At 68.7% G+C, this 25650-nt stretch carries 20 protein-coding genes; 14 read left to right on the top strand and 6 right to left on the bottom strand.

Annotated elements, in window-relative coordinates; genetic code table 11:
- Positions 1 to 12 precede the first annotated feature (12 nt).
- The 3 genes from PVZ77_RS03110 to PVZ77_RS03120 form a co-directional block, all read right to left on the bottom strand.
- Complete coding sequence (locus PVZ77_RS03110) at positions 13 to 879, bottom strand: hypothetical protein (protein WP_273805362.1); 867 nt, start codon at positions 877 to 879, stop codon at positions 13 to 15.
- A gap of 101 nt (positions 880 to 980) precedes the next feature.
- A complete protein-coding gene (locus PVZ77_RS03115) occupies positions 981 to 2162 on the bottom strand; it encodes a M20 aminoacylase family protein (RefSeq protein ID WP_273805361.1) in 1182 nt (393 codons plus the stop codon).
- 11 nt (positions 2163 to 2173) lie between these two features.
- Positions 2174 to 3481: an MFS transporter gene (locus PVZ77_RS03120; RefSeq protein WP_273805360.1), complete on the bottom strand. Its 1308-nt coding sequence runs from the start codon at positions 3479 to 3481 to the stop codon at positions 2174 to 2176.
- A 266-nt stretch (positions 3482 to 3747) separates the two neighbouring features.
- Between PVZ77_RS03120 and PVZ77_RS03125 the strand changes: the two genes are divergently transcribed.
- The 7 genes from PVZ77_RS03125 to PVZ77_RS03155 all read left to right on the top strand — a co-directional run bounded on the left by PVZ77_RS03125 (position 3748) and on the right by PVZ77_RS03155 (position 12391).
- A complete protein-coding gene (locus PVZ77_RS03125) occupies positions 3748 to 4719 on the top strand; it encodes a PstS family phosphate ABC transporter substrate-binding protein (RefSeq protein WP_273805359.1) in 972 nt (323 codons plus the stop codon).
- A 94-nt stretch (positions 4720 to 4813) separates the two neighbouring features.
- On the top strand, positions 4814 to 7099 hold the full coding sequence (locus PVZ77_RS03130; protein ID WP_273805358.1) for an ABC transporter permease subunit: 2286 nt from the start codon (positions 4814 to 4816) through the stop codon (positions 7097 to 7099).
- The gene (pstA, locus tag PVZ77_RS03135; protein ID WP_273805357.1) at positions 7086 to 8798 is read left to right on the top strand and encodes a phosphate ABC transporter permease PstA; all 1713 of its coding nucleotides are present in this window, start codon (positions 7086 to 7088) and stop codon (positions 8796 to 8798) included. The genes PVZ77_RS03130 and pstA overlap by 14 nt, the downstream gene beginning before the upstream one ends.
- Positions 8799 to 8813: 15 nt before the next feature.
- Complete coding sequence (gene pstB / locus PVZ77_RS03140) at positions 8814 to 9641, top strand: phosphate ABC transporter ATP-binding protein PstB (protein WP_133860362.1); 828 nt, start codon at positions 8814 to 8816, stop codon at positions 9639 to 9641.
- A gap of 58 nt (positions 9642 to 9699) precedes the next feature.
- Positions 9700 to 10425: a phosphate signaling complex protein PhoU gene (gene phoU / locus PVZ77_RS03145; RefSeq protein WP_007161478.1), complete on the top strand. Its 726-nt coding sequence runs from the start codon at positions 9700 to 9702 to the stop codon at positions 10423 to 10425.
- 72 nt (positions 10426 to 10497) lie between these two features.
- Positions 10498 to 11418 carry a response regulator gene (locus tag PVZ77_RS03150; protein ID WP_273805356.1) on the top strand — a complete coding sequence of 307 codons (921 nt, stop codon included), beginning with the start codon at positions 10498 to 10500 and terminating at the stop codon, positions 11416 to 11418.
- Between the two features lie 76 nt (positions 11419 to 11494).
- Positions 11495 to 12391 carry a peptidoglycan DD-metalloendopeptidase family protein gene (locus tag PVZ77_RS03155; protein ID WP_273805808.1) on the top strand — a complete coding sequence of 299 codons (897 nt, stop codon included), beginning with the start codon at positions 11495 to 11497 and terminating at the stop codon, positions 12389 to 12391.
- A gap of 10 nt (positions 12392 to 12401) precedes the next feature.
- Here the strand turns inward: PVZ77_RS03155 and PVZ77_RS03160 are convergent, their stop codons facing one another.
- Positions 12402 to 13202 (bottom strand): helix-turn-helix transcriptional regulator, encoded by an 801-nt coding sequence (locus PVZ77_RS03160; RefSeq protein WP_273805355.1) that lies wholly within the window; start codon positions 13200 to 13202, stop codon positions 12402 to 12404.
- A gap of 349 nt (positions 13203 to 13551) precedes the next feature.
- Between PVZ77_RS03160 and PVZ77_RS03165 the strand changes: the two genes are divergently transcribed.
- On the top strand, positions 13552 to 14439 hold the full coding sequence (locus PVZ77_RS03165; RefSeq protein WP_273805354.1) for a M23 family metallopeptidase: 888 nt from the start codon (positions 13552 to 13554) through the stop codon (positions 14437 to 14439).
- A 189-nt stretch (positions 14440 to 14628) separates the two neighbouring features.
- Entirely contained in the window at positions 14629 to 16530 is a 1902-nt protein-coding gene (locus PVZ77_RS03170; RefSeq protein ID WP_273805353.1) for a sensor domain-containing diguanylate cyclase, read from the top strand.
- A 12-nt stretch (positions 16531 to 16542) separates the two neighbouring features.
- Here PVZ77_RS03170 and PVZ77_RS03175 read toward each other — a convergent pair whose 3' ends face one another.
- Entirely contained in the window at positions 16543 to 17907 is a 1365-nt protein-coding gene (locus PVZ77_RS03175; protein WP_158889624.1) for a hemolysin family protein, read from the bottom strand.
- Between the two features lie 146 nt (positions 17908 to 18053).
- On the bottom strand, positions 18054 to 18821 hold the full coding sequence (gene glcC, locus PVZ77_RS03180; RefSeq protein ID WP_183631932.1) for a transcriptional regulator GlcC: 768 nt from the start codon (positions 18819 to 18821) through the stop codon (positions 18054 to 18056).
- A 208-nt stretch (positions 18822 to 19029) separates the two neighbouring features.
- Here glcC and glcD point away from each other — a divergent pair, with 208 nt between their 5' ends.
- The 5 genes from glcD to PVZ77_RS03205 are packed head-to-tail and all read left to right on the top strand — an operon-like array spanning position 19030 to position 25451.
- Positions 19030 to 20529, top strand: coding sequence for a glycolate oxidase subunit GlcD (gene glcD / locus PVZ77_RS03185; protein WP_273805807.1), 1500 nt, complete (start codon positions 19030 to 19032; stop codon positions 20527 to 20529).
- A complete protein-coding gene (glcE, locus tag PVZ77_RS03190) occupies positions 20529 to 21575 on the top strand; it encodes a glycolate oxidase subunit GlcE (protein ID WP_273805352.1) in 1047 nt (348 codons plus the stop codon). The genes glcD and glcE overlap by 1 nt, the downstream gene beginning before the upstream one ends.
- A gap of 12 nt (positions 21576 to 21587) precedes the next feature.
- On the top strand, positions 21588 to 22820 hold the full coding sequence (glcF, locus tag PVZ77_RS03195) for a glycolate oxidase subunit GlcF (protein WP_273805351.1): 1233 nt from the start codon (positions 21588 to 21590) through the stop codon (positions 22818 to 22820).
- Between the two features lie 14 nt (positions 22821 to 22834).
- Entirely contained in the window at positions 22835 to 23239 is a 405-nt protein-coding gene (locus PVZ77_RS03200) for a heme-binding protein (protein ID WP_133860372.1), read from the top strand.
- A gap of 37 nt (positions 23240 to 23276) precedes the next feature.
- A complete protein-coding gene (locus PVZ77_RS03205; protein ID WP_273805350.1) occupies positions 23277 to 25451 on the top strand; it encodes a malate synthase G in 2175 nt (724 codons plus the stop codon).
- The last annotated feature ends 199 nt before the right edge of the window (positions 25452 to 25650 follow it).

The following is a 25650-nucleotide window of genomic DNA, read 5'->3' on the forward strand; positions in this document are numbered from 1 at the left end:
GAGCCGCTCGCCCTAGCGATCGGCTCCGGTGTCCCGCGACAACTCCAGGATGCGGTTGCGCCCCTGCTCGGCGACCAGGTAATGACCGTCGCCGCGGCGGATCAGGGTCTGCGCCGAGCGCAGGTGCGAGAGCACCGTGACCAGGCGGCCATTGGGCTGCACCAGCAGCACCCGGGCGCCGTGAGTGGCGTCTTCGGTGATCCACAGGCCGTCGGCCGAGCACTGCACGAAGCCCGGCGCGTCGAGACCCGCGGCGACCAGGGTATCGCTACCCCCGGGCTGCCACTGCTTGACCCAGCCCTTAGCCTTTTCGGTATAGAACAGCCGGCCATCCGGGCAGCGCGCCACCCCTTCGCCTTCTTCCAGGCCGTCGCGCAGCACCGCCAGGCGGCGTTGCCGCGGGTCGTAGCTGAGCAGGCGACCGCGCGGCAGGTCCTCGATGGCGTAGAGGGTCTGGCCATCGGTGGCGACGCCCTCGACGTCGTTGCCGTCGAACAGGGCCTGGCGCTGGCCATCGCGCAGGAGAAACACCGGCAGCGGCCCGCCTTCCTGGCTGACCACCAGGCCGCCCTGGAACATGACCAGGCCATCGGGCTTGGACAGCTCGCCCAGCACCGGCTGGCGTTCGCCGCTGGGCAGCAGCCGCAGCAGGCTGCCGCGGCGACTGGAGAATTCCTGGGTCACGAACAGGCTGCCATCGGCATCCAGGGCCAGGGCGCTGACCATGGGGATGTCGGCGGCGAATTCCCGATAGCGCCAGCCCTCGGCCGCACTGACCGGATGGAAATGTCGCCAGGCCGGATAGGCGAAGCCCGCGGCCAGCACGGCGACGCCCAGCGCCAGACCCTGGCGCCAGCCCAGGCGCGGAACACGTCGCATGGCGACCTCTCGAGGTTGGGGGATGACCCTGCAGTCTAGCGGCTCGCGCGTGAAGATTCCGTCGCCGGCATCCCGGGTGAGGATGCCGGCGGGAAGCGGCCTCAGGCGGTGAGGAAGGCCTCGGTCAGCTTGACCCAGTAGCGCGCGCCCACCGGCAGCAGGGCGTCGTTGAAGTCGTAGGCCGCGTTGTGCAGGTTGGCGCTCGGGCCATTGCCGACGAACAGGTAGCAACCGGGCACCTGCTGCAGCATGTAGGCGAAGTCCTCGCTGGCCGGGATGGGCGCGAAGGGGTGCAGGGCGTCGGCGCCGAAGTGCTCGACCGCCACCTGGCGGGCGAAGGCAGTGGGACCGTCGTGGTTGACCAGCACCGGATAGCCGCGCTGGTAGTCCAGTTCGGCCGTGGCACCGAAGCTTTCCGCCTGGGCGCGCACCAGGGCGCCGATACGCTGCTCCAGCAGGTCGCGGGTGCTGTCCTGGAAGGCGCGGATGGTGAGCTTCATCTCCACCGCATCGGGGATGACGTTGGAGGCCTCGCCGCCGTGGATGCTGCCCACGGTGATCACCGCGGTGTCCAGCGGCGCCACGTTGCGCGAGACCACGGTCTGCAGCGCCATCACCGTGGCCGCGCTGGCGACGATGGGGTCGACCGCCTTGTCCGGCACCGCGCCGTGACCACCCTGGCCCCGGATGCGCAGCAGGGCGGTATCGGACGAGGCCATGGCGGCGCCGTCGACGAAGCAGAACTTGCCGGTGGGCACGCCGGGCATGTTGTGCAGGCCGAACACCTGGTCGCAGGGGAACAGCTCGAACAGGCCGTCCTGCATCATCTTCAGGGCACCGCCCAGGCCTTCCTCGGCCGGCTGGAAGATCAGGTGCAGGGTGCCGTCGAAGGCGCGGGTCTCGGCCAGGCAGCGGGCGGCGGTGAGCAGGGTGGTGGTGTGGCCGTCGTGACCACAGGCGTGCATGCGGCCTGGGTGCTGGCTCGCGTAGTCGAGGCCGGTGGTTTCCAGGATCGGCAGGGCGTCCATGTCGGCGCGGATGCCCAGCACCTTGCTGCCGTTGCCGGCGCGCAGGGTGCCGACCACCCCGGTGCCGCCCAGGCCGCGATGGACCTCGTAGCCCCAGCCCGCGAGGGCGGCGGCCACCAGGTCGCTGGTGCGCTGCTCCTGGTAACCCAGTTCGGGATGGCGGTGGATGTCGCGGCGCAGGGCGACCATTTCCGGCAGGTAGCCGGCGATATGACGGGCGGTGGCGTCTTGATCCGCAGCGGTGGCGAGGCTCATGGCGATCTCTCTCAGTCCAGGTGGCGTTCGGGATAGCTCAGCAGTGCCAGCCATCCTATCAGCAGCATGACGATCAGGTACCAGGCCGGGGCGAGCGGGCTGCCGGTGGCCTCGATCAGCCAGGTGGCGATGAACTGGGCGGTGCCGCCGAACAGGGTCACCGCCAGGGCGTAGGTCATGGCCAGGCCCGTGGCACGCACCGGCCGTGGCAGGCCGGCGAGGATCAGCAGCAGCCCGGCGGTCATGTTGACGCTCATGGCGGTGATCACCACGAAGCGGGCGGCGAAGGCGAGGCCCTGGGTGGTGGGATCGTTCAGCCAGACGAAGGCCGGGTAGATGCCCAGCAGGGCCACCGCCAGGCTGACCAGGGCCACCGGCTTGTAGCGCCCGAAGCGATCCAGCAGCAGCCCGGCGGCCAGGGCGGCGGCCATCTGCACGGCGCTGGAGGCCACCCCGGCCAGGTAGGCGCTGGTGGCCGGCAGGCCGACGATGCGGGTCATGTAGGTGGGCATGTAGAACTGCATCAGGTAGGTCAGCAGGGTGGCCGACATCACGATCAGCAGGCCTAGGCCGAAGCGCCGCGGATGCTCGCGCAGAAAGGCGCGCACCGGACCGCCCTCGACCGTGCCGGCGCCGCTCCAAGTCTCGTCCACCTGGCGACGGATATAGAGGCCGACCGGAATGATCAGCAGCCCGACCAGGAAGGGGATGCGCCAGCCCCAGGCGTGCAGCGCTGCCTCGCTCAGGCTACGGGTGAGCAGGGCGCCCAGCGCGGCGCCGAGCAGGGCACTGCCGCCCTGGCTGATCACCTGCCAGCTGACATGGAAACCGCGCCGGCCCGGACTGGCCGATTCCAGCAGCAGGGTGGTGGCGGCGCCGATCTCGCCACCGGCCGAGAAGCCCTGCAGCAGGCGCCCCAAGAGCAGGATCAGCGGCGCGGCGATGCCGATCTGGGCGTGGGTCGGGGTGAAGGCGATCAGGGCGCTGCCCAGGCCCATCAGGGTAATGGTCAGCAGCATGGCCTGCTTGCGCCCATGGCGATCGGCATAGGCGCCCAGCACCATGCTGCCCAGCGGGCGCATGACGAAGCCGACGCCAAAGACGCCGACCGCCATCAGCAGGGAGCCATAGGGGGTGTCCGAAGGAAAATAGAGCTGGCCGATGATGGCGGCGAAAAAGCTGAAGACGGTGAAGTCGAACATCTCCAGGCCGTTGCCGAGACTGGCCGCGGCGATCAGCTTGGCGCGCGAGGGCGTGGCGTCCGCGCTGGCGGGAGCCGCGTCGGCGGGGGAGGAGGACGTCGGAAGAGCCTGGGCCATGGTGCGTTCCTCTGCACTGAGATGAATGCTTAGCTATGCAAATGATGGTCCGGCCCGCGGATGCCGCCTGCCTGGGCGGTCGTGGCGGAGCCAGGGGCCGGACGTGCGCCAGGCTGGTGCAGCCCTGGCCCTCTTGCAGCCTAGTCGAACCTGCCGGCGCGGCTGGCGCTGGCTCATAAATCCGTCACAATGCGCGCCTAGAGTGCCAGGTCGCGTCTGAGCGTCGTCGGCCCAGGCCTGTCTCCCATCCCCGCGAGGAATCCGGCATGGACATCAAAGGTCCGCTGACCGCTGTGGCGCTCGCCCTGGCGCTAGGTGGCACGACCGCTCGGGCCGAGGGCGTCGACCCGGCCATCCCCGCCTACCACAAGGTCAGCGGAATCTCCGGCAATCTGTCGAGCGTGGGCTCCGACACCCTGGCCAACCTGGTCACGCGCTGGGCCGAGAGCTACAAGCGCCAGTATCCCAATCTCAATATCCAGATCCAGGCGGCCGGCTCGTCCACCGCGCCGCCGGCGCTCACCGAGGGCACCGCCGGCATCGGCCCGATGAGTCGCAAGATGAAGGACGCCGAACTCCAGGCCTTCGAGCAGCGCTTCGGCTACCAGCCCACCGCGGTGCCGGTGGCCATCGATGCCCTGGCGATCTTCGTCAACAAGGACAATCCGCTGCGCCAGCTGACCCTGGAACAGGTCGACGCGATCTTTTCCAGCACCCGGCTCTGCGGCGGTCCGCACGAACTCAAGACCTGGGGCGACCTGGGCCTGACCGGCGACTGGGCCAAGCGCCCGATCCAGCGCTTCGGCCGCAATTCGGTGTCGGGCACCTACGGCTACTTCAAGGAAGCGGCGCTGTGCCGTGGCGACTTCCGCGCCAACGTCAACGAACAGCCGGGCTCGGCCTCGGTGGTCCAGGCCATCAGTCAGTCCCTGGGTGGCATCGGCTACTCCGGCATCGGCTACCAGACCGCCAGCGTCCACACCCTGGCGCTGGCGCGCCAGGGCACCACCGACTTCGTCGCGGACAACCAGGAGAACACCCTGTCCGGGCGCTATCCCCTGGCGCGCTATCTCTACGTCTATGTGAACAAGGCGCCCAATCGCCCGCTCAACCCCCTGGAAGGAGAATTCCTGCGGCTGATCCTCTCGCGCAGCGGCCAGGAGGCCGTGGTCAAGGATGGCTATATCCCCTTGCCGGCAGCGGTGGTGCAACAGGCCCTGAAGACCCTGGGCTACTGAGTGCCCAGCGCCCTGCGCCCGCGCCGGGCGTAGCGCCTCTGGCCGTCAATTCGCTGTAACCTTTCTGTCACACGACGTGATTAGGCTCTGCGCCATGATATCCCCGGTACCCCCGTCCCCGCCCGATCCTCGCGGCCCTGCTCGGCTGGACTTCAACACGCCTGCACTACGCCGGCGGCGGCGCTGGCGGGCCCTGCAGGATCGCCTGATACGGGGCTCGGTGCTGGCCGGTGGGCTGGCCGTGCTGGCCACCATCACCCTGATCTTCTTCTATCTGGCCTATGTGGTGCTGCCGCTGCTGCGTGGTGCCAGTCTGGAGGCCCAGCCGCTGCCCCAGCCCGACTGGCTGGCGGCCGCCGGGGCGCCGCTGCTACTGGGCATCGACGAGCAGAATCGCCTCGGCCTGTATATTTCCCGGGCCGGCGAGGCCACCTTCTTCACCCTGGCCGACGGCCAGCCGGTCATGCGCGAGCGTCTGCCGCTGCCGCCCGGTGTCACCATCAGCAGCCAGGCCCAGGACGCCCCCCGCGGCCTGATCGCCCTGGGCCTGTCCGATGGCCGCGTGCTGGTGGCGCACAGGCGCTATGTCTCCCGCTATCCTCAGGGCACCCTGGTCATCACCCCCGAACTGGACTTTCCCTACGGGCGCGAGCCGCTGGACCTGGGCGCCTCTCGCACGGTCCTGGAGCGGGTCGCCATCGCCGGTGACGAGGACCTGCTGGTGCTGGCCGGCGCCCAGGGCAATCGGGTGACGGCCCTGCGCCTGGCCGGGCTGGCCGCGCCGGTGACCGGTGACGCGGCCGTTCCCGTCCGTACCTCGCTCACCCTCGGGCCGCTCAATGCCGCGGCCAAGGCGCTCTACCTCGATCCCCGCGGCCACTGGCTCTATGCCCTCAACGGCCGCGCCCAGGCGGATGTCTTCGACCTGCGCGACGGCAGTCTCAATGGCCACTACAAGCTGCTCGACGCGGCCGACGACGAGGTCACCGCCAGCGCCCAGCTGCTGGGCGGCGTGTCCCTGCTGGTGGGTACCGCCAAGGGCGGCATCGGCCAGTGGTTCATGGTCCGCGGCCAGGACGGCGAACCGGTGCTGAGGCACATCCGCAGCTTCCAGCTGGGCACCGCGCCCATCGTCCAGCTGGTGCCGGAGCAGCGGCGCAAGGGTTTCGTGGCGCTGGATGCCACGGGCGAACTGGGGGTCTTCCACAGCACCGCCGGGCGTACCCTGCTGCGCGAGCGGATCGCCCCCGCCACCGGGGTGCTGGCGCTGTCGCCGCGCGCCGATCGGCTGCTGCTGGAGGAAGATGGCCGGCTGCTCGGCTTCCGCCTGGACAATCCGCACCCGGAAGTCTCCTGGTCGGCGCTGTGGGGCAAGGTCTGGTACGAGAATTACGAAGCGCCGGCGCGGGTCTGGCAGTCCAGCGCCGCCACCGCGGACTTCGAACCCAAGCTGAGCCTGGCGCCGCTGACCTTCGGCACTCTCAAGGCGGCCTTCTACGCCATGCTGTTCGCCGCCCCCCTGGCCATCGCCGCGGCGGTCTATACCGCCTACTTCATGGCGCCGCGCATGAGGCGTACGGTCAAGCCGGTCATCGAGCTGATGGAGGCCCTGCCCACGGTGATCCTCGGCTTCTTCGCCGGGCTGTTTCTCGCGCCCTTCGTGGAAAATCACCTGCCGGGACTGTTCAGCCTGCTGCTGCTCCTGCCGCTGGCCATCCTCGCCGCGGGTTTCGGCTGGTCGCGCCTGCCGCTGAGTCTGCGCGAGCGCATCCCGGAAGGCTGGGAAAGCCTGCTGCTCCTGCCGGTGGTGCTGCTGACCATCGCCCTGGCGCTGTGGCTCAGTCCCTGGTTGGAAACCCTGCTGTTCGCCGGCGACCTGCGCCTCTGGCTGAGCCAGACCCTGGGCCTCGCCTACGACCAGCGCAACGCCCTGATCATCGGCCTGGCCATGGGCTTCGCCGTCATCCCCAACATCTTCTCCATCGCCGAAGACGCCATCTACAGCGTGCCGCGCAGCCTGACCCTGGGCTCCCTGGCGCTGGGCGCCACCCCCTGGCAGACGCTGGTGCGGGTGGTGCTGCTGACCGCCAGCCCAGGGATTTTCTCGGCGCTGATGATCGGCCTGGGCCGCGCCGTCGGCGAGACCATGATCGTGCTCATGGCCACCGGCAACACCCCGATCATGGATGCCAACCTGTTCGAGGGCATGCGCACCCTGGCGGCCAACATCGCCGTGGAGATGCCCGAATCCGAGGTGGGCGGCACCCATTACCGACTGCTGTTCCTGGCCGCGCTGGTGCTGCTCAGCTTCACCTTCCTGATGAACACCCTGGCCGAACTGATCCGCCAGCGGCTGAGGAAAAAATATGCGGCCCTCTAGCGCCGGCGCGCCGCAGGGGCAGGGCACCAGGCAGCGACGCTCCCTGGGCGTCTGGCTGCGTGGCGGCGCGCCCGGGGTCTGGCTCAGCGCCGGCGCCGTGGCCATCGCCGTGCTCATGACCCTGGGCCTGATCGGCATCCTTGCCGTGCGCGGCCTGGCGCATTTCTGGCCGGCCGAGGTGGTACAGGCGCGCTACACGCCGCCAGGCCTGGAACCGCGCCTGGTGCTCGGCCAGGTGGTGGAGCAGGAGACGATACCGGCCGAGCGGCTGCGCAGCGCCGGGGTGACCCTGCCGGCGGACAGCGGTGAAACCCTGACCCGCGAACTCTTCAAGCTGGGCAATCGCGACCTCTATGGCAGCGACTTCGTCTGGCTGGTCGGCGACTGGCTGCGCGATCGCCAGACCCCGGCCGACGCCCTGGTGCTGGAGCGCCGCGAATGGGGCAACTTCTACGGCTATGCGCTGGAGGTGCGCGAAGAGGGACGCCAGGTGGCCAAGGGCGCTGCGGCGGTGCCCGAGCTGCAGCGCCGTCTGCTGCGCACCCGCGACCTGAGCGAGCAGCTGGAGCGCCTGGAAAAGCAGGACATCGGCAGCGTCAACTACGCCCTGGAGCGGCTGCGCCTGGAGGGTCGCGGCCTGGAGCTGGACGGCCGCCTCGACGCCACCGCCCAGGCGGATCTCGCCGCCCGCCGCGCCGAACTCGAAGCCCGTTACGGCGAGTTGGAGGACCAACTGGCCAGCCTGCGCCAGGAGCGTCGCCGTGACAGCGTGGTGCTGCGCGACGTCGAGGGCCGCACCCTGGAACTCAATCTCGCGCGCATCGTGCGTGCCTACCAGCCCAACGCCATGGGCCTGGGCGCCAAGCTCGGCTTCTATGGCAGCAAGCTGTGGGAATTCCTCAGCGCCGATCCGCGCGAGGCCAACACCGAGGGCGGCGTCTTCCCGGCCATCTTCGGCACCGTGATGATGACCCTGCTGATGGCGGTGATCGTCACCCCCTTCGGCGTCATCGCCGCCATCTACCTGCGTGAATACGCCCGCCAGGGTCCGCTGACCCGCACTATCCGCATCGCCGTCAACAACCTCGCCGGGGTGCCGGCCATCGTCTATGGCGTCTTCGGCCTGGGCTTCTTCGTCTATGTGCTGGGCGGCTCCCTGGACCAGCTGTTCTTCCAGGCCAGCCTGCCCACGCCGACCTTTGGCACCCCGGGGCTGCTGTGGGCTTCGCTGACCCTGGCGATCCTCGCCGTGCCGGTGGTGATCGTCGCCACCGAAGAGGGCCTGGCGCGCATTCCCCGCAGCATCCGCGAGGGCTCCCTGGCGCTGGGCGCGACCCAGGCGGAGACGCTGTGGAAGGTGGTGCTGCCGCTGGCCAGCCCGGCGCTGATGACCGGGCTCATCCTCGCCGTGGCCCGCGCCGCCGGCGAGGTGGCGCCGCTGATGCTGGTGGGGGTGGTCAAGCTGGCGCCCTCGCTGCCGCTGGACGGCAACTACCCCTATCTGCACCTTGATCAGAAGATCATGCACCTGGGCTTCCACATCTATGACGTCGGCTTCCAGAGCCCCAACGTGGAAGCTGCCCGCCCGCTGGTCTATGCCACCGCGCTGCTGCTGGTGCTGGTGATCGCCGGGCTGAACCTGTCCGCCGTGTTCCTGCGCAACCGGCTGCGCGAAAAGTATCGGTTGCTGGAAGACTAGCGCCGAGGAGACCCCATGCCTTCCGATTCCTCCATCTTCAGAACCGCCGCCGCCTACGCGGCCAGCGCCCAGCCTGCGGCGAGCGAAGGTGGCGTGGCCCTGTCGGTGCCGCGGCTCAATCTGTTCTACGGCAAGAAGCAGGTGCTGCAGGACATCGCCCTGGAGATCCCGCGCCAGCGGGTCACCGCCTTCATCGGCCCCAGCGGTTGCGGCAAGTCGACCCTGCTGCGCTGCTTCAATCGCCTGAACGACCTGGTGGAAGACTGCCGCATCGACGGCGAGATCCTGCTCGACGGCCAGAACATCTATGCCCGCGGCACCGAGATCGCCGAGTTGCGGCGGCGGGTGGGCATGGTGTTCCAGAAGCCCAATCCCTTCCCCAAGAGCATCTACGAGAACGTGGTCTACGGCCTGCGCATCCAGGGCATCAAGCAGAAGCGGGTGCTCGACGAGGCGGTGGAGTGGGCGCTGCACGGCGCGGCGCTGTGGGAGGAGGTCAAGGACCGCCTGCACGAGTCGGCCCTGGGTCTCTCCGGCGGCCAGCAGCAGCGCCTGGTGATCGCCCGCACCATCGCCGTGCAGCCCGATGTGCTGCTGCTCGACGAACCCTGCTCGGCGCTGGACCCCATCTCCACCCTCAAGGTGGAAGAGCTGATCCACGAACTGAAACAGCGCTACACCATCGTCATCGTCACCCACAACATGCAGCAGGCGGCGCGGGTGTCCGACTACACCGCCTTCATGTACATGGGCCAGTTGGTCGAACACGGCGACACCGACACCCTCTTCACCAATCCGGCGAAGCGGCAGACCGAAGACTACATCACCGGCCGCTACGGCTAGTTCCAGGCAGGCCGGTGCCCCACCCGGCGACTCGCTCCTCTCAGGCAGGACTGACAGCATGATCAACAAAGAAGGCCACACGCAGCACATCTCCCAGCAATACAACGTCGAACTGGAAGAGGTCCGCAGCCACCTGCTGGCCATGGGCGGCCTGGTGGAAAAGCAGGTCAGCGACGCCGTGCGCGCGGTGATCGACGCCGATGCCGGCCTGGCGCGCCAGGTGCGCACCATCGACGACCAGATCGACATCATGGAACGCGGCATCGACGAGGAATGCCTGCGCATCCTGGCCCGTCGGCAGCCCGCGGCCTCCGACCTGCGCCTGATCATCAGCATCTCCAAGTCGGTGATCGACCTGGAGCGCATCGGCGACGAGGCCTCCAAGATCGCCCGCCGCGCCATCGAGCTGACCGAGGACGGCGAGGCCCCGCGCGGCTACGTCGAGGTCCGCCACATCGGTGAACAGGTGCGCAAGATGGTCCATCAGGCGCTGGACGCCTTCGCCCGCTTCGACGCCGAACTGGCGCTCTCGGTGGCCCAGTACGACAAGCTGATCGACCGCGAATACAAGTCCGCGCTGCGCGAACTGGCCACCTACATGATGGAAGACCCGCGCTCCATCTCGCGGGTACTGAGCATCATCTGGGTGCTGCGCTCCCTGGAGCGGGTCGGCGACCACGCGCGCAACATCGCCGAACTGGTGATCTACCTGGTGCAGGGCACCGACGTACGGCACATGGGCCTCAAGCGCATGGCCGAAGAGGTCAATCGGTCGCGCGAATGATCCGCCCGGTCACTCCCCGGGTGGCGTCCCGGACCTGCCTGCTATGCTGGAAGACTTGGCATGGAGTGACCGATGAGCAAGTTGAACGTACTGGTGGTGGATGATGCGCCCTTCATTCGCGATCTGATCAAGAAGGGCCTGCGCAACCTGTTTCCCGGGCTGGTGGTGGACGAGGCGGCCGATGGTCGCCGCGCCCAGACGCTGCTCGGCAAGCAGCGCTTCGACCTCATCCTCTGCGACTGGGAAATGCCCGGCATGACCGGTCTGGAACTGCTGAGCTGGTTTCGTGCCCAGCCGGACCACAAGGGCGTGCCCTTCATCATGGTCACCAGCCGCGGCGACAAGGAAAACGTCGTCCAGGCCATTCAGGCCGGCGTGTCCGACTACATGGGCAAGCCGTTCTCCAACGAACAGCTGGCGGCCAAGGTCAAGAAGGCCCTGCAGCGCACCGGCAAGCTCGCCGAGCTGCAGGCCGGCGCCCAGCCACGCCCGGCGACCGGCTTCGCCAATGATTCCCTCGGCGCCCTGACCGCCGGCCGCAGCGACGTGGTCCAGCCCGTCGCCGCCCCGGTGGCGGCTCCGGCCGCCAGCTCCAGTGCCGCCCTGCTCACCGGCGGCGCGCCGCCGTCACCCGCCCGCGGCAAGCCCGCCGCCAATTTCGGCCAGGGCCAGCTGCGCCTGCCCAACGCCAGCATGGCCTGCCTGATCAAGGCCATCAGCATCAAGGAGGCCCTGCTGGTGGTCCGCCGTGGCGATCCGCTGCCGCAGATCCTGGAAACCGCCGTGCTCGACCTGGAGCAGGGCGAAGACGGTGGCGACGTGGCGCGCCTCAATGGCTACCTGCATTCCCTCAGCGCGGTGGAAGCGACCCCGGCCAGCGAGTGGGTGCAGGTCAACTTCCGCTTCATCGACCGTGACCCGGCCAAGCTCGACTACCTGTCGCGACTGATCGCCAAGGGCACCGCCCAACGGCACTACGTGCCGGGCGCCTAGGGCGGGCGGCGCCATGCTGGGGCTGGCACGGAGACTGCTTCGCGCTGAGACACCGCGGATTTCTGACGCCTTGCCCATGCCCCTTGCCTGTCGCCTGCTGCTGTCACTCGCCCTCTCGGGACCCGCCCTGGCGGCACCCATCTACAAGTACGTCGATGCCAACGGCGTGGTCACCTACACCGACAAGGCGCAAAAGGGCGCCAAGGTGATGACCTTCAGTGACGACCCCATCGAGCGGCTCGACCAGCGGGTCAAGCTGCAGCCGCGGCACTATGCCGGCGGCACGGTGCTGGAGGTGCGCAACGACAGCTTCCTGCCGGTGACCGTCACCCTGCGCCTCTCGGCGCTGCAGAATGTCAGCGGGGTGGGCGAGGCGCCCATCCGCAAGGTCCTGCCGGCGCGCAGCCTGACGCGCCTGGCGACCCTGATCGCGCCCGATCCGGGCCGTCCGCAACGCTATACCCCACAGCTCACCACCCTGATGGGCAGTGCCACCCCGGTCTTCGCCTCCGGTTTCGCCTATCCGCTGCCCTGGCTGGGCGGACCCTTCAACGTCACCCAGGGCGCCGGCGGTGGTTTCAGCCACAACACGCCCAAGAGTCGCTATGCGGTGGACATCGCCATGCCCGAGGGCACGCCCATCGTGGTCTCGCGCGCCGGTCAGGTGGTGGAGGTGGAGAACGACCAGGATGGGCGCGGCAATCACCCCTCCGGCAACTTCGTCCGTATCCTCCACGACGACGGCACCATGAGTGTCTACCTGCACCTGCAGCGGGGTTCGATCAAGGTCGCCGAAGGCCAGTGGGTGCGCCCGGGTCAGGCGCTGGCCTCTTCGGGCAACACCGGGCGCAGCACCGGGCCGCACCTGCACTTCGTGGTTCAGCGCAACACCGGCGAGGCGGTCGAATCCATTCCCTTCCGCTTCGCCCAGGCGGTGGACAGCCTGCCCAACTTCGCCGTCGGCGGGCCCTGAGCGTTTGGCGTCAGCCCTGGGCGTCGAGGTACTCGCTGGGCGAGACGCCCAGCACCCGACGAAACATCCGGGTAAAGGCCGAGGGCGAGGCATAGCCCAGATCCAGCGCCACCCGGGTCACCGGCTCGCCGGCGGCCAGTCGCGGCAGGGCCAGCATCAGCCGGGTGTGCTGGCGCCAGGTGGAAAAGCTGGTGCCGGTTTCCTTGAGGAACAGTCGCGCCAGACTGCGCGAGCAGAGGTGCAGTTGCTGCGCCCAGGTCGCCAGCGCCGTGTCGTCGGCGGGATCGGCATGCAGACTGGTCTGGATGGCCCGCAGCCGCCGGTCGGCCAGCGCCGGCAGGTGCAGGGCGGTCTCTTCGAGAAACACCAGTTCCGCCAGCATCAGCGCCCGCACATGGCTGCCCAGTTCGGCCTCGCCATAGGAGGCGCCGCCGCGTCTCAGGCAGCGCAGCAATTCGCGCAGCAGCGGCGAGATGAGCACCATGCGGGTGGCCGCCTGGGGACAGGGCAGGCCGCTCGGCAATTCGATGATCACCACCTGCAGGGTGGCCTCGCCATTGGCCCGCGCCTGGTGCTCGATGCGCGGCGGAATCCAGATCGCCTGCTTGGGCGGCACGTACCAGACCCCTTCGTGGGTGGTGACCTCCAGCACGCCGTTGACCGTGTACATCAGGTGCGCCTGATCGTGCACATGCGGCGGCCACACCTGGCCATGGGCGAAGGTGCTGAGCTGGGAAACCAGGGGACCGGCAGGCGGGAGGGGGGCATCCGCCACCACGCTCCGCGCTCGGTCGATTGTCTGTTCCTGCATAACAGCTGTCCGTTTCGGTTGGGCCGGGTCCAGGTGCCAGGGCCTAACCTGCAGCACTATGGCCGGAGCATCGGGCGCGCCCAGGGGTGACCCCTCTGCACGCCGCAAACCTGCCTCTTGCGGGAGTGTCGCACAGAACACCCGCCGCTTGGCTGACCTGCCTGAACCATCAGGCCTGTATTTGAACTACCGTCCGATCGGTGGCAGCGTGGCACAGGGATTTGAGTGCCACGCTTTTTTATTTGCGTCGATGCTTTGCCAGCGGCTTCACAAAGCCGTGGTTTGGCCATCGCCCAGTCTGCATGGCTTTGTTAGGTTCTGTCCTTGCCCATCATGGTGGCCCTATGCCATGGACCGACGCCTGACCGCCCTGATCTCCTGCCTGACCCTCGCCCTGGCCATGCCCGCCCTCGCGCCGGCTGCCGAAAAGGCGACCCTGACCAAGACCTCCGCCAAGAGCCCGGCCCGCAAGGGGCAGGTCAAGCTCAAGGTGCGCAATGCCAGTGAAGGCCGCATCTTCGAGGTTCGCAACGATTTCGACGTACCCGTGCGGGTCGAGCTGCGCCTGCAGCGCACCGTCAACGTGGCCGGTGCCGAGCGCCCGATCCGCCAGGTCATCGAGCCGCGCTCCACGGTGCAGCTGGCGGTGATCCGCAAGCGCCAGCAGGGCTTTCCCATGCACTTCGACCAGGCCTTCAGCTACAGTCCGCAACTGCCGGTCGGCACCCTGCCGCCGCTGGCGCCGGATTTAGCGAGTGGTGCCGACAACGGCATCGGCTATGGTTATGCCTGGCCCTGGCGCCAGGGTGTCTACTACGTGACCCAGGGCGCGGGCGGCGATTTCAGCCACCACACGCCCAAGGGCCGCTATGCCGTGGACATCGCCATGCCCGAGGGCACGCCGATCAGCGCCGCCCGGGCCGGCACGGTGATCGACGTCGAAAACGGCCAGTTCGGCCATGGTCCCAATCCCTCCGGCAACTTCGTGCGCATCGCCCACGAGGACGGCAGCCAGAGCGCCTACCTGCACCTGCGCCGCGGTTCGGTCAAGGTGCGACCCGGCGAGCGGGTGGAGATCGGCACGCCCCTGGCGGAGTCGGGCAACACCGGTCGCAGCACCGGTCCCCATCTGCACTTCGTCGTCCAGGCCCACACTGGCGGTGAAATGGTCTCCATTCCCTTCCGTTTCGTGCGGCCGCTGGCGGCCCTGCCCAACATGGCGCTGGGCGACCGCTGAGTCCGCGCTTCAGGGCGTTCCAGACAGGCTGACGCCACCGGGCCCGTCCAGGGCCCAGGCACCCTGCCGCCGGTAGAAATCCCTTGGCAGGAACAGGCTTGGTGGCGTTATGCTATCACCACGCTATTTCCTCCTGGGCGCGTGGCTCTACCGCGGCCTTTCCTTCCTTCAGGCTATGGATGCCGCCCCATGAAAGGATTCCTGGCCGCCCTGTGCGCCGGTGGGCGCAATCGGGCTTTGCACCTGCTGGTACTGTTGCTGATCGCCCTTGACGGCCAGGCGCAGGTGCTACGGCTCGACGATCCGGCGCGCAGCTACGATCCCCGCCCGGCACTGGAGATTCTCAAGGCGCCCGCCAGTCTGACCTTTGCCGAGGCCGCCGCGCGCCCAAGCGGTGGCGAGGACGGCTGGCATGCGCCCGATGAGCTGGAAATGCTGCTCCATGACGGTCGCCAGGGCCTCTGGCTGCGCTTTGCCATCCAGGGCCGCGACGACCAGGCCTGGTGGCTGATTCCGACCTGGCCGGTGCTGGATCGCCTGGACCTGCGCACCCGCGCTGCCGATGGTCGCTGGAGTCCGCTGCAGCGCAGCGGCCTGGCGCTGCCGGCGACGCAACGGGCGCTGCCTGGGCGCCAGCTGATGTTCGCCCTGGCGCCGGCCGCCGGCGCCGTGGAGGAGGTCTACCTGCGGCTGGATTCGCGGGAGACCTTTGTCCTGCCGCTGCGCCTGGTGACCCCGGCCACCTATCTGCGCGAGGCCCAGCAGGATGCCTGGCTGGTCGGCAGCTTCTTTGGCTGCCTGATCACCATCCTGCTGCTGACCCTCACGCTGTGGGGGTTCGGCCGCCGCTCGGGCTTTGGCTGGTATGCCCTCTATCTGCTCAGCGTCATCGGCTATCAGGCGGTCACCAGCGGCTATGGCGCCTGGCAGCTCTGGCCGGAGAGTCCGGCCTTCGCCCTGCGTGCGCACCTGGCCTTCGCCGCCCTGTGCTTTCTGAGTGGCGGATTGTTCGTGCGCTATCTGCTCAGTCTCTATCACGGTGGCCGCTGGATCGATTTCGGCAATCGCCTGCTGATCGGCTACTGGAATGTGGCGCTGGTCGTCACGCTGATCTGGCCGCACCTGCTGAGCTTTCAGGAAATGCTCGGCATGATGGCGCTGAGTTGCCTGGGCCTGCTGGGCACCACCACCTACCTGGCGCTGCGCGGCAGCCGCATGGCGCTGTGGTTCAGCGCCGCCTGGGCCCTGCTGTTGCTGGGCAGCGCGATCCAGCTGCTGGCTGTGGCCGGCTGGCTGGCCGCCGACAGCCCGGCCTTCCATGGGCAGATGGCCGGTTTCGCCCTGGGCTTCGTGATGCTGTCGCTGGGACTCACCGAGGGCCTGAGTCTGCAGCGGCGGGCGCGAATCGAGGCCCAGCGGCAGGCCCTGGAAGCCTCCACCGCCCTGGCCCGGGAGCGCGAGGCCTCCTTCGTCGAACTGGAGTTGCGAGTGGCACTGCGTACCGTGGAGCTGCAGCAGGCCAAGGCCTCCCTGGAGCGACTGAATCGCGAACTGCTGCACCAGAGCCAGACCGATCCCCTGACCGGACTCGGCAACCGCCGGCATTTCGAGCGACTCTTCCAGCAGGAGATCCGCCGCGCCATCCGTGCCGAACTGCCGCTGGCGGTGCTGCTGGTGGACATCGACCACTTCAAGGCGGTCAACGACACCCATGGCCACACCCTGGGCGACGAATGCCTGAGGTGTGTGGCCGAGGTGTTGCGCCAGCACGTCCAGCGGGCGGGGGAGGTGGCGGCGCGCTATGGCGGCGAGGAATTCGTCATCGCCCTGCCCGGGAGCGACCAGGTCGCGGCCCGGACGCTGGCGGAGCGCATCCGCAAGGACGTGGCGGCGCTGGAATTGCAGACCGAGCACGGACGCCTGCGGCCGTCGATCAGCATCGGGGTCGCGGTGACCGTGCCGAGCAATCTCGAACACGGCCTGGGCCTCCTGGAAGACGCCGATCGGGCGCTCTACACGGCCAAGCGCGGCGGGCGCAATCGTGTCTGCCTGAGCGATGGCCTGCCGGAGCTGGGCAGCGGACGCGGCTGAGGCCGCGCGCCCTCAGCGCTCTTCCGGCTGGCGCCGGCGGACGTCCTTGGGATCCAGCTTGATGACCTTGGCCAGGACGATCTTGGGGCCCTTCATCTTCTTGACGATGATGCGCAGCCCTTCGGCCTCCAGCACCGTCTCCTCTTCCGGAACGCGCTTCAGGCTGTCGTAGATCAGCCCGGCCAGGGTCTCGGCCTCGACGTGATCCAGGTCGATGCCCAGCAGCCGCTCGACCTTGAACAGCGGGGTGTCGCCACGCACCAGCAGCTTGCCCGGCTGGTAGGCGACCACGCCGCGCTCGGTCTTGCGGTGTTCGTCCTGGATGTCGCCCACCAGGACCTCGAGCACGTCTTCCATGGTCAGGAAGCCGATGACCTTGTGGTCGGCTTCCTCCACCAGCACGAAGTGCGCGCCGCCGCGGCGAAATTGCTCCAGCAGGTCGGACAGCGGCATGTGCTTGGTCACCCGTTCCAGCGGATGCACCAGGTCGTCGAGGTCGAACGAAGCGGCTTCACTGTCCAGGCCGGCGATGGCCAGGAGCAGGTCCTTGATGTGCAGCACCCCGGTAAAGGTCTGGCTGTCTTCGTCATAGACCGGGTAGCGGCTGTACTTGGAGCGGCGGATCTGGGTGAGGATCTCGTCCAGGCTGGCCTTGCTGTCCAGGTAGATGAGGTCTTCGCGGGAATTGGCCCAGTCCACCACCTCCAGCTCGCCCAGCTCCACCGCCGAGGCCAGCACCCGGGCGTCCGGATCGGTGGCGCGGTTGGAGTGCAGGATCAGCTTGAGTTCGTCGCGGCTGTAGTGGTGCTCGTGGTGCGCGCCCGGCTCGCCCTGGCCAGCGATGCGCAGGATGCCGTTGGCGCTGGCGTTGAGCAGCCAGATGGCCGGGTACATCAGCCAGTAGAACAGGTACAGCGGCACCGCCGTCCACAGCGAGAGCAGGTCGGGCTTGCGGATCGCCCAGGACTTGGGCGCCAGCTCGCCGACCACGATGTGCAGGTAGGAGATGATGAAGAAGGCCGAGAAGAAGGCGATGCCGTGGATCACCTCGGGACTGCTGACGCCGACGGCGCCGAGCAGGGGTTCGAGCAACTCGGCGAAGGCCGGCTCGCCGACCCAGCCCAGGCCCAGGGAGGCCAGGGTGATGCCGAGCTGGCAGGCGGAGAGGTAGGCGTCGAGCTGGTTGTGCACCTTCTTGAGGATGCGCCCGCGCCAGCCGTGCTTCTTGGCGATGGCCTCCACGCGGGTGGCGCGCAGCTTGACCATGGCGAACTCGGCGGCGACGAAGAAGCCGTTGAGCAGCACGAGGAAGAAGGCGAAGAACACGAGGCCGAGATCGGCGAACAACGTCGAGGCGAGACTGGTGGAAGGGTCCATTAGGGCCGAGAGCTGGAGAAAGGTCGGCTAAGCATGGGGGCGGGGCAGGGCAGTTGCAAGATGTTGCGCCCGCTGGAGGGACGGGGCGCACCCTGGGCTGACGGACAGTGGCTCTGGTGCAGCCCTTTGCCAGCAGAAGTTTTTCGCTAGGTCCAGCCTTCCAGACGCATGGTGGCGCGCACCAGGCGCTGCTCTTCCTGCTCGATCTCGCGCAGGCTGTCCCTTACGCTGTGGATGTGCTCGCGGGCGGCGGCGTGGGCCTCGTCGGGCAGGCGTTGGCTCACGGCGGCATAGAGGCGGGCATGCTGGGCGTCGATTTCGCGGCGCTGCGGCGGCCGATGGTAGAGATTGGCGATGCAGGCGAACACCGAGCCCAGCAGCAGCTCGTTGAGCGATTGCAGGGTGTGCACCAGCACCGGGTTGTGCGAGGCCTCGCTGATCGCCAGGTGGAAGGCGTGGTCGAGGCGGGCATGGGTTTCCGCGGGCAGGCTGGCCGGATCCTGGCAGGCGGCGCACAGCTCGTCGTAGCGGCGGCCTATGAGCACCAGGTCGGCGGTGGTGGCGCGCAGCGCGGCCAGGCGCGCGGCCTCGCCCTCCAGCAGGGCGCGTACCTCCAGCAGGTCGTAGAGGGTGCGCGGCTGGCTGCTGAACAGGTGCAGCAGCGGATTCTCCGCCGCCGGCGCCGCCAGGCGGGCGACGAAGCTGCCCTGGCCGTGGCGGGTCTCGATGATGCCACGGGCGCGCAGCAGCCCCAGGCCCTCGCGCAGGGCGGTGCGGGAGACACCGAGCTTGTCGCACAGGCGCCGCTCGGAGGGGAGCGGCTGGCCGACCTTGAGCACCCCATCCACCACCAGCCGTTCGATCTGCTGACTGACGTTCTCGGCAACGGGAAGGCGGGCGACGGGTGCGGACATAAGGGTTTCCTGCTGGTATGACCACGAGGTTCCATCCTAGTGAGCCACCGACCGGATTTGCCGTCAAGCAGGCTGAAACCCGCTAATCCTTTGGTCGAAGAGGGTACAAAAACTGGTATGACCAGTGCGTTGAGCCATGGACGCCCTGGCCGTGGCCGGGGTACAACGAAGGCTCTCCAGCCAGAACAACAACAAGGGTGGTTACCCGATGAGCCTGGTCTACGACGAACGTCTCGACGGCGCCTTGCCCCGCCCGGACAAGGCGCACCTGTTGCAGCGGTTGCGTGCCGAACTGCCCGAGCACTGCCTGCTGCACGACAGGGAAGACCTCAAGCCCTACGAATGCGATGGCCTGGCGGCCTATCGCAGCACGCCGCTGCTGGTGGTGTTGCCGGAAACGGTGGAGCAGGTGCAGGCGACCCTGCGCCTCTGCCATGAGCTGAACGTGCCCCTGGTGGCGCGCGGTGCCGGCACCGGTCTCTCCGGCGGCGCCCTGCCACTGGAGCAGGGCGTGCTGCTGGTGATGGCGCGCTTCAATCGCATCCTCGACGTGGACCCCGATGGCCGCCGTGCCCGGGTCCAGCCCGGGGTGCGCAACCTGGCCATCTCCCAGGCCGCGGCGCCCCACGACCTCTACTACGCCCCCGATCCCTCGTCGCAGATCGCCTGTTCCATCGGCGGCAACGTGGCCGAGAACGCCGGCGGCGTGCACTGCCTGAAATACGGCCTGACCGTGCACAACGTGCTGGCTGTGGAGATCGTCACTCTGGAGGGCGAGCGCCTGACCCTGGGCAGCGCCGCCCTGGACAGTCCCGGCTTCGACCTCCTGGCGCTGTTCACCGGCTCCGAGGGCCTGCTCGGCGTCGTGGTGGAGGTGACCGTCAAGCTCCTGCCCAAGCCGCCCTGTGCCCGGGTGGTGATGGCCAGCTTCGCCGACATCGAGCGTGCCGGGGCGGCGGTGGCCGACATCATCGCCGCCGGCATCATCCCCGGTGGGCTGGAGATGATGGACAACCTGACCCTGAGGGCCGCCGAGGACTTCATCCACGCCGGCTACCCGGTGGACGCCGCGGCCATCCTGCTCTGCGAGCTGGACGGGGTGGAGGCCGACGTGGCCGCCGACATCGAGCGCGTCAGCAGCCTGCTGGCCGCCGCCGGCGCCACCGAGATCCGCCTGGCCCGTGACGAGGCCGAGCGGCAGAAATTCTGGGCCGGGCGCAAGAATGCCTTTCCCGCGGTGGGGCGGCTGTCGCCCGACTACTACTGCATGGACGGCACCATCCCGCGCCGCGCCCTGCCCGAGGTCCTGCGCGGCATCGAGGCGCTGTCCGCGGAATACGGCCTGGCGGTGGGCAATGTCTTCCATGCCGGCGACGGTAACCTGCATCCGCTGATCCTCTTCGATGCCAACCGGCCCGGCGAACTGGAGCAGGCCGAGGCTCTGGGTGGCCGCATCCTCGACCTCTGCGTGGCGGTGGGCGGCACCATCACTGGCGAACACGGCGTGGGTCGGGAAAAGATCAATGCCATGTGCACCCAGTTCCAGTCCGGCGAACTGCTCTTCTTCCACGCGGTGAAGGCCGCCTTCGACGCCCCCGGGCTGCTCAATCCCGGCAAGAACGTGCCGACCCTGCACCGCTGCGCCGAATTCGGTGGCCTGCACGTGCACCGTGGCCAACTGCCCCACCCCGAACTGGAGCGCTTCTGATGGACAGCCTGGAACTGCTCCTCGACCAGGTCCGCGAGGCCCTAGTCCGTCGCCAGCCGCTGCGCATCCATGGCGGCGACACCAAGGCCCACCTGGGGCGTGCGGTCGCGGGTGAGCCGCTGGACGTCAGCGGCCACCGCGGTCTGGTGCACTACGACCCCACCGAACTGGTGGCCACGGTGCGCACCGGCACGCCGCTGGCCGAACTCGATGCCGCCCTGGCCGAACAGGGGCAGATGCTGCCCTGCGAACCGCCGCGGCTGGGGGAGGGCGCCACCGTCGGCGGCACCCTGGCCTGTGGCCTCTCCGGTCCGCGCCGTCCCTGGGCCGGCAGCCTGAGGGATTTCGTCCTGGGCACCCGCTTGATTACCGGCACCGGCGAGCACCTCAGATTCGGCGGCGAGGTGATGAAGAACGTCGCCGGCTACGACGTCTCCCGCCTGCTGGCCGGCAGCCAGGGTTGCCTGGGGGTGATCACCGAGGTGTCCTTCAAGGTGCTGCCCAGGCCGCGTTGCAGCCAGAGTCTGAGCCTGGAACTGGACGCTGCGCGCGCCCTGCAGCGCCTCGCCGTCTGGGGCCGCGAAGCCCTGCCGATCTCGGCGGCCTGCCATGACGGCCGGCGGCTGCAGCTGCGCCTGGAGGGCGGCGAGGGCTCGGTGCGCTCGGCCGTCGATCGCCTGGGCGGTGAAGCCCTGGACGCGGCCTTCTGGGACGCGCTCAACGAACAGCGGCTGGCCTTCTTCGACGACCCCAGGCCGCTGTGGCGGCTGTCGGTACCGGTCAATACCCCGCTGCTGGAGTTGCCCGGCAGCCTATTGCTGGACTGGGGTGGTGCCCAGTACTGGCTCAAGAGCGATGCCCCGGCCACGGTCCTGCGCGAGATCGCCGAGCGTGCCGGTGGCCATGCGCTGTGCTACACGCCGGACGCCGAGCGCGAGGCCCAGCATCCGCTACCCGCCGCGCTGCTCGACTATCACCGCCGCCTCAAGGCGCGCCTGGACCCCCAGGGGATCTTCAATCCGGGTCGGCTGTACGCCGGGCTGTAGGGGAAAGACGTCATGCAAACCAATCTGAGTCCCGCCGCCCGTGAACTGCCCCGCGCCGCCGATGCCGAGCGGGTGCTGCGCAGCTGCGTGCACTGCGGCTTCTGCAATGCCACCTGCCCGACCTACCAGCTGCTCGGCGACGAGCTGGACGGGCCCCGCGGGCGCATCTACCTGATCAAGGGCATGCTCGAAGGCGGCGAGGTCAGCGAAAAGACCCGCGAGCACCTCGACCGCTGCCTGACCTGCCGCAACTGCGAGACCACCTGTCCCTCGGGCGTCTCCTACCACGAATTGCTCGACATCGGCCGGGCCGAGGTGGAGCGCCGGGTGCCGCGGCCGCTGGGCCAGCGCCTGCTGCGCGCCGGGCTGCGCCAGGTGCTGCCGCAGCCACGGCTGTTCGGCGTCCTGCTGAAAGGCGGCCAGGCGCTGAAGCCGCTGCTGCCGGCCGGCGTCCAGGCCAAGCTGCCGGCGCGCATCGCCGCCCCGGGCGTGCGCCCGGCGCCGCGCCATGCCCGGCGGATGCTGATCCTCGAAGGCTGCGTGCAGCCGGGGCTGTCGCCCAATACCAATGCCGCCACCGCGCGGGTGCTGGATCGCCTCGGCATCAGCCTGGACGCCGCGCCCCGCGCCGGGTGCTGCGGCGCCGTGGATTACCACCTCAATGCCCAGGAGGCCGGTCTCGACCGCGCCCGACGCAACATCGACGCCTGGTGGCCGGCGCTGCAGGGCGGCGCCGAAGCCATCATCCAGACCGCCAGCGGCTGCGGCGCCTTCGTCAAGGAATACGCCAGCCTGCTCAAGGACGACCCGGTCTACGCCGCCAAGGCCCGGGAAGTCTCGGCGCGCACCCGTGACCTGGTGGAGGTGCTGCGCGAGCTGCCGCTGGAAGAGCTGCAGCTGAAGGACACCCCGCGGCTGGCCTTCCACTGCCCCTGCACCCTGCAGCACGCCCAGCGCCTCGGTGGCGCCGTGGAAGGCGTCCTGCAGCGCCTCGGCTTTCCGCTGGCGCCGGTGCCGGACGGCCACCTTTGCTGCGGCTCGGCCGGCACCTATTCGCTGACCCAGCCGGACTTGTCGCGGCGGCTGCGTGACGCCAAGCTCGATGCCCTGGAGAGTGGTCACCCCGAGGTGATCGCCACCGCCAACATCGGTTGCCAGAGTCATCTCGACGGCGCCGGGCGCACCCCGGTGCGCCACTGGATCGAAATCCTCGACGCGGCCCTGGCCGCTCCGACCCAACCCTGAACCCTGGAGGCCCCATGAATACCAAAGCCGTGCTCACCCTTGCCGAGATCAACACCCTGCTGGCCGCCGGTCGCGCCGAAGCCGAACGCCAGGGCTGGGCCGTGTGCATCGCCGTGGCCGATGACGGCGGCCATCCGCTGGCGCTGCTGCGCCTCGACGGCGCCGCACCGAACAGCGCCTACATCGCCCCGGAAAAGGCCCGCAGCGCCGCCCTGGCGCGCAAGGAGTCCAAGGTGCTGGAAGAGATGATCAACAACGGCCGCACCGCCTTTCTCAGCGCCCCGCTGATGCAGGGCATGCTCGAGGGCGGGGTGCCCATCCTGGTGGACGGCCAGGTGGTGGGCGCGGTCGGCGTCTCCGGCGTCAAGGCGCCGGAAGATGCGCAGGTCGCCAAGGCCGCCATCGCGGCACTGGGTTAACCCTCTCTCGACAGTTTCGTTATCAAGGAAAGCCATCATGACCGACCGCACTACCCTGGGCCGCCTGCAGGTGGCCACCGAGCTGCAGCGTTTCATCGACGAGGAAGTGCTGCCCGGCACCGGGCTCGACACCGCCGCCTTCTGGTCGGGCGTGGACACCCTGGTGCACGAGCTGGCGCCGCGCAATCGCGACCTGCTGGCCGAGCGTGATCGCCTGCAGGGGGAGCTGGACACCTGGCACAGCGCCCATCCCGGCCCGGTCACCGATCTGCCCGCCTACCAGGCCTTCCTCGAAGGCATCGGCTATCTGCAACCGGTCCCCGGCCAGGTGCAGGCCTCGACCTCCGGCGTCGACCGCGAGATCGCCGAGCAGGCCGGTCCGCAGCTGGTGGTGCCGGTGCTCAACGCCCGCTACGCCCTGAACGCCGCCAACGCGCGCTGGGGTTCGCTGTACGACGCCCTCTATGGCACCGACGCCCTGCCCGAGAGCGAGGGCGCCGAGCGCGGCAAGGGCTACAACCCCACCCGCGGCGCCAAGGTGGTGGCCTTCGCCCGCCAGGTGCTGGACGGCGTGGCGCCCCTGGCCAGTGGCTCGCACCGGGACGCCACCGCCTACCGCATCCAGGACGGTCGCCTGGTGGTGGATCTCAGGAGCGGCACCAGCGAACTGGCCGATCCGGCCGTCTTCGTCGGCTACCAGGGCGATGCCGCGGCGCCGTCCGCGGTGCTGCTGCGCCACAACGGCCTGCACCTGGAGATCCAGATCGACCGCGCCAGCGCCATTGGCAAGACCGACGCGGCCGGGGTCAAGGACCTGCTCATGGAAGCCGCGGTCAGCACCATCATGGACCTGGAAGACTCCATCGCCGCGGTGGACGCCGCCGACAAGGTCTTGGCCTATCGCAACTGGCTGGGCCTGATGAAGGGCGATCTGGCCGAAGAGGTCAGCAAGGGTGGCGAGACCTTTACCCGTCGCCTCAACCCCGATCGCGAGTACCAGGGCGCCGACGGCCAGCCGCTGAACCTGCACGGACGTTCGCTGCTGTTCATCCGCAACGTCGGCCACCTGATGACCAATCCGGCGGTGCTGCTGGAGGACGGTCGCGAGATCCCCGAAGGCATCCTCGACGCCCTGGTCACCGTGACCATCGCCATGCACGACCTCAAGCGCCAGGGCAACTCCCGCAGCGGCTCGGTGTACATCGTCAAACCCAAGATGCATGGCCCGGCCGAGGTGGCCTTCGCCGTGCAGCTGTTCGACCGCGTCGAGGCCCTGCTGGGGCTGCCGGCCAACACCGTCAAGCTGGGCATCATGGACGAGGAGCGCCGCACCAGCGTCAACCTCAAGGCCTGCATCGCCGCCGCCGCCGCGCGGGTGGCCTTCATCAACACCGGCTTCCTCGACCGCACCGGTGACGAGATGCACACCGCCATGCTGGCCGGGCCCATGCTGCGCAAGGGCGACATGAAGACCTCGAAGTGGATCACCGCCTACGAGCGCAACAACGTGCTGGTCGGCCTGGCCTGTGGCCTGCGTGGCAAGGCGCAGATCGGCAAGGGCATGTGGGCCATGCCCGACCTGATGGCCGCCATGCTGGAACAGAAGATCGGTCATCCCAAGGCCGGCGCCAACACCGCCTGGGTACCGTCGCCCACCGCCGCCGTGCTGCACGCCCTGCATTACCACCAGGTCAACGTCCAGCAGGTGCAGCAGGAGCTGGAACGCAGCGACGTCGACGCCGCCCGTGGCGAATTGCTCGCCGGGCTGCTCAGCGTGCCGGTGGCCGAGTCGCCGGACTGGTCCGCCGAAGCCATCCAGCAGGAACTGGACAACAACTGCCAGGGCATCCTCGGCTACGTGGTGCGCTGGGTCGACCAGGGCGTGGGCTGCTCCAAGGTGCCCGACATCCATGACGTCGGCCTGATGGAAGACCGCGCCACCCTGCGCATCTCCAGCCAGCACATCGCCAACTGGCTGCACCATGGCGTGGTCACGGCCGAACAGGTGGACGAGACGCTGCAGCGCATGGCCAAGGTGGTCGATGGCCAGAACGCCGGCGATACGCTCTACGAGCCCATGGCCGGCCACTTCGACAGCTCCTACGCCTACCGCGCCGCCCGCGACCTCATCTTCAAGGGCCGCGAGCAGCCCAGCGGCTACACCGAGCCGCTGCTGCACGCCTGGCGGTTGAAGAAGAAGGCTGGCATTTAAACGCTTAGATGACAGGTGCTCAGCCTGATGGTGGGGGCACCTGTCGTACCCATTGCGTGGATTCTCAGCAAAATTTTTGGCTTTCCGTGAACTTCCGTCGCGCCCGGTCCAATGAGCTTCAATGAGCTTCAATGAGCTTCAATGAGCTTCAATGAGCTTCAATGAGCTTCAATGAGCTTCAATGAGCTTCAATGAGCTT

Origin of the sequence: Pseudomonas sp. SHLD1, from assembly GCF_028640935.1 — a bacterium.
Lineage (GTDB): Bacteria > Pseudomonadota > Gammaproteobacteria > Pseudomonadales > Pseudomonadaceae > Chryseomonas > Chryseomonas aestiva.

Excerpts from the sequence above, each read along its gene's own strand:
- PVZ77_RS03110 (WP_273805362.1), bottom strand. The coding sequence starts at position 879 with ATGCGACGTGTTCCGCGCCTGGGCTGGCGCCAGGGTCTGGCGCTGGGC.
- PVZ77_RS03115 (WP_273805361.1), bottom strand. The coding sequence starts at position 2,162 with ATGAGCCTCGCCACCGCTGCGGATCAAGACGCCACCGCCCGTCATATC.
- PVZ77_RS03120 (WP_273805360.1), bottom strand. The coding sequence starts at position 3,481 with ATGGCCCAGGCTCTTCCGACGTCCTCCTCCCCCGCCGACGCGGCTCCC.
- PVZ77_RS03125 (WP_273805359.1), top strand. The coding sequence starts at position 3,748 with ATGGACATCAAAGGTCCGCTGACCGCTGTGGCGCTCGCCCTGGCGCTA.
- PVZ77_RS03130 (WP_273805358.1), top strand. The coding sequence starts at position 4,814 with ATGATATCCCCGGTACCCCCGTCCCCGCCCGATCCTCGCGGCCCTGCT.
- pstA (WP_273805357.1), top strand. The coding sequence starts at position 7,086 with ATGCGGCCCTCTAGCGCCGGCGCGCCGCAGGGGCAGGGCACCAGGCAG.
- pstB (WP_133860362.1), top strand. The coding sequence starts at position 8,814 with ATGCCTTCCGATTCCTCCATCTTCAGAACCGCCGCCGCCTACGCGGCC.
- phoU (WP_007161478.1), top strand. The coding sequence starts at position 9,700 with ATGATCAACAAAGAAGGCCACACGCAGCACATCTCCCAGCAATACAAC.
- PVZ77_RS03150 (WP_273805356.1), top strand. The coding sequence starts at position 10,498 with ATGAGCAAGTTGAACGTACTGGTGGTGGATGATGCGCCCTTCATTCGC.
- PVZ77_RS03155 (WP_273805808.1), top strand. The coding sequence starts at position 11,495 with ATGCCCCTTGCCTGTCGCCTGCTGCTGTCACTCGCCCTCTCGGGACCC.
- PVZ77_RS03160 (WP_273805355.1), bottom strand. The coding sequence starts at position 13,202 with ATGCAGGAACAGACAATCGACCGAGCGCGGAGCGTGGTGGCGGATGCC.
- PVZ77_RS03165 (WP_273805354.1), top strand. The coding sequence starts at position 13,552 with ATGGACCGACGCCTGACCGCCCTGATCTCCTGCCTGACCCTCGCCCTG.
- PVZ77_RS03170 (WP_273805353.1), top strand. The coding sequence starts at position 14,629 with ATGAAAGGATTCCTGGCCGCCCTGTGCGCCGGTGGGCGCAATCGGGCT.
- PVZ77_RS03175 (WP_158889624.1), bottom strand. The coding sequence starts at position 17,907 with ATGGACCCTTCCACCAGTCTCGCCTCGACGTTGTTCGCCGATCTCGGC.
- glcC (WP_183631932.1), bottom strand. The coding sequence starts at position 18,821 with ATGTCCGCACCCGTCGCCCGCCTTCCCGTTGCCGAGAACGTCAGTCAG.
- glcD (WP_273805807.1), top strand. The coding sequence starts at position 19,030 with ATGAGCCTGGTCTACGACGAACGTCTCGACGGCGCCTTGCCCCGCCCG.
- glcE (WP_273805352.1), top strand. The coding sequence starts at position 20,529 with ATGGACAGCCTGGAACTGCTCCTCGACCAGGTCCGCGAGGCCCTAGTC.
- glcF (WP_273805351.1), top strand. The coding sequence starts at position 21,588 with ATGCAAACCAATCTGAGTCCCGCCGCCCGTGAACTGCCCCGCGCCGCC.
- PVZ77_RS03200 (WP_133860372.1), top strand. The coding sequence starts at position 22,835 with ATGAATACCAAAGCCGTGCTCACCCTTGCCGAGATCAACACCCTGCTG.
- PVZ77_RS03205 (WP_273805350.1), top strand. The coding sequence starts at position 23,277 with ATGACCGACCGCACTACCCTGGGCCGCCTGCAGGTGGCCACCGAGCTG.